Raw genomic sequence first — 2,718 nt, 5'->3', positions numbered from 1 at the left:
GTTAACTTCATTCAGGATTGTCTGGTCAATTCCGGGCTCAAGGCCCTGGTGCTGGGCATCAGCGGTGGCGTGGACTCGCTGACGGCCGGCCTGCTGGCACAACGCGCCATGCGCGAATTGCGCCAACGCACCGGTGACAAGAGCTACAAATTCATCGCGGTGCGCCTGCCGTACGAAACACAGTTCGATGAGCACGACGCTCAGGCCTCGGTGGACTTCATCGCCCCGGACGAGCGTCACACCGTGAACATCGGCCCGGCGGTCAAATCCCTGGCCAACGAAGTGGCTGCCTTCGAAGGCAAACACGCGGTTTCGGTGGATTTCGTGCTCGGCAACACCAAGGCGCGGATGCGTATGGTCGCTCAGTACACCATCGCCGGTGCGGCCCATGGCCTGGTGATTGGCACCGACCACGCGGCGGAAGCGGTGATGGGCTTCTTCACCAAGTTCGGTGACGGCGCCTGCGACCTGGCACCGTTGAGTGGTCTGGTGAAAAACCAGGTTCGGGATATCGCCCGCAGTTTCGGCGCCCCGGAATCTCTGGTGGAAAAAATCCCCACTGCCGATCTGGAAGACCTGTCGCCGGGTAAACCGGACGAAGCATCACACGGCGTGACCTATGCCGAGATTGATGCGTTCCTGCATGGCGGAGCAGTGCGTGAGGAAGCGTTCAAAATCATTTGTGACACGTACAAAAAGACTCATCACAAGCGGGTGATGCCGTTTGCGCCATAAGGACGTCGGCGTCTGTACCGACGCCTTCGCGGGCAAGCCACGCTCCCACAGGTATTGTGTCGGACGCCGATAATAGGCACGACGCAAATCCTGTGGGAGCGTGCCTTGCCCGCGATGAACGATGACTCGGTCAAATGCCGGGCACAAAAAAAGCGTCCCAAGTGGACGCTTTTTTTAAGTGCTCGATTTGATTACTTCAGCGTAACCGTACCTTTCATCATCGAGATGTGGCCCGGGAACGAGCAGAAGAAGCCGTAGCTTTCGCCAGCCGCCAGCTTCGACACGTCGAAGGTCACCGAATCGGTTTCGCCAGCACCGATGATTTTGGTGTGAGCGATCACGCGCGCATCTCCTTCCGGCAGATAATTCTTGTCGATGCCTGCGGCCATGCCAGCGGTAGCGAGCGGCTGCATGTCAGCCGTTTTACTCAACACCCAGTTATGGCCCATGACGTTCTTCGGCAGGCTGCCGGAGTGTTTCAGATCCACGGTGAACGTCTTGCAGCTCTTGTCGATGGTGATGTCCTTGGTGTCGAAAGACATCTGGTCAGTGGAGTCGACAGTGACCTTGCATTCAGCCGCCATCAATTGACTGCTGGCCAGTGTCAGCAGGGATACCGCAACAAGTTTGGCAAACATGGTGAATCTCCAAGGCAGGGTTAACAGAAGTGCTAATGGACAGAAGACTGCCTGAAATCGGCGCAAGTTCCTATGACCTGAATCAAAAATTGTATACAACTTTTGGGCTATGGCCCCTATCGAAACAATCTACCAGCCAGGCGTCTGGCACGCCCCTATCATCAGGCCGTCATCCCTCATCTGGAGCGCCTGTCATGTCCATGAATAGCCTGTTGTGCAGTTTGCTCGCCGCTTACGCTTGTGGTGCCAGCGGCACCTGTGAAACACCCCGGCGCGGGGTTTAGCCCTTGGAGCGTAGCTGACCTGCCTTTATTCTGTCGGCCATCCCGACCTTGGAGTAAGGCATGTCTTTAACGTCTGTTTGTGTATTTTGCGGCGCCAGCACCGGCACCCTCCCAGCTTATCGTGAAGCAGCTGTGGCCTTGGGGCGCGCCTTGGCCGAGCGCAAGTTGACCCTGGTCTATGGCGGCGGCGCCGTGGGCCTGATGGGGATTGTTGCCGATGCTGCACTGGCGGCCGGCGGTGAGGTGATCGGGATCATCCCGCAAAGCCTCAAAGACAAAGAAATCGGCCACAACGGCCTGACGCGCCTGGAAGTGGTCGACGGCATGCATGCGCGCAAAGCGAGGATGGCCGAACTCAGTGACGCGTTCATCGCTCTGCCTGGCGGCCTGGGCACCCTGGAAGAACTGTTCGAAGTCTGGACCTGGGGCCAGCTCGGCTACCACGGCAAGCCGCTCGGGTTGTTGGAAGTAAACGGTTTCTACAGCAAATTGACCGGTTTTCTTGATCATATCGTCGGCGAAGGCTTCGTTCGCGCACCGCACCGTGACATGCTGCAGGTGAGCGAATCACCGCAAAATCTGCTCGATGCACTGGACGCCTGGCAACCGTCGGTCCTGCCAAAATGGACCGATCAAAAACCCAGCTAACGGCTCGACACCGATACAGGGCAGAATATGCGCCGCTCAACCTCACCTTCGACCCCAGAGGATCGCCCATGGCTAAACCTAATTATTCCTTCGCCAAACGTCAGAGAGACTTGGCCAAGGAGCAGAAGAAAGAGGAAAAGCTTCAGCGCAAGAAAGCTACAGCTGAAGAAGAAGCAGCAGCACTGAACCCGGAAGCAGAAGGCGAAGTGGCTACAGACGAAACTGAAGCACCGAAAGATCAGGCGCCCGACGCCTGAGACCCTCAGGGCCGGATGATCTGATCAGGCCCACCGGATCTGTGTCCAGGGTCAGCAGTTACATTTGCTGACCCTCACAGTCCCCCTCTGTTTTATCCCAATCCAAAGAACGCACACAGTCCCCCTGTAGGAGTGAGCCTGCTCGCGATAGCGGTG

Annotated in this window: 4 protein-coding genes; 3 read left to right on the top strand and 1 reads right to left on the bottom strand. The window is 57.6% G+C overall.

The window, feature by feature from the left end; all coding sequences use genetic code 11:
• On the top strand, positions 1-735 hold a 735-nt coding region (gene nadE / locus AC1DRJ_RS23775), incomplete at its 5' end, for an ammonia-dependent NAD(+) synthetase (RefSeq protein WP_477804305.1).
• Between the two features lie 191 nt (positions 736-926).
• Here the strand turns inward: nadE and azu are convergent.
• Positions 927-1,373 (bottom strand): azurin, encoded by a 447-nt coding sequence (gene azu / locus AC1DRJ_RS23770; RefSeq protein ID WP_477804304.1) that lies wholly within the window; start codon positions 1,371-1,373, stop codon positions 927-929.
• Positions 1,374-1,717: 344 nt separating this feature from the next.
• Here azu and AC1DRJ_RS23765 point away from each other — a divergent pair, with 344 nt between their 5' ends.
• Together AC1DRJ_RS23765 and AC1DRJ_RS23760 are read left to right on the top strand one after the other, a co-directional pair.
• Positions 1,718-2,305: an LOG family protein gene (locus tag AC1DRJ_RS23765; RefSeq protein ID WP_477804303.1), complete on the top strand. Its 588-nt coding sequence runs from the start codon at positions 1,718-1,720 to the stop codon at positions 2,303-2,305.
• Positions 2,306-2,373: 68 nt separating this feature from the next.
• Positions 2,374-2,562, top strand: coding sequence for a hypothetical protein (locus tag AC1DRJ_RS23760; protein ID WP_477804302.1), 189 nt, complete (start codon positions 2,374-2,376; stop codon positions 2,560-2,562).
• The last annotated feature ends 156 nt before the right edge of the window (positions 2,563-2,718 follow it).

The sequence above is a fragment of the Pseudomonas sp. P5_B2 genome (assembly GCF_056400445.1).
Note: the sequence above shows the minus strand (reverse complement) of the source record. Positions and strands in the feature narration are given on the sequence as shown.

Bases quoted from the DNA above. Each gene is read 5' to 3' on its own strand.
- azu (WP_477804304.1), bottom strand. From the start codon at position 1,373: ATGTTTGCCAAACTTGTTGCGGTATCCCTGCTGACACTGGCCAGCAGT.
- AC1DRJ_RS23765 (WP_477804303.1), top strand. From the start codon at position 1,718: ATGTCTTTAACGTCTGTTTGTGTATTTTGCGGCGCCAGCACCGGCACC.
- AC1DRJ_RS23760 (WP_477804302.1), top strand. From the start codon at position 2,374: ATGGCTAAACCTAATTATTCCTTCGCCAAACGTCAGAGAGACTTGGCC.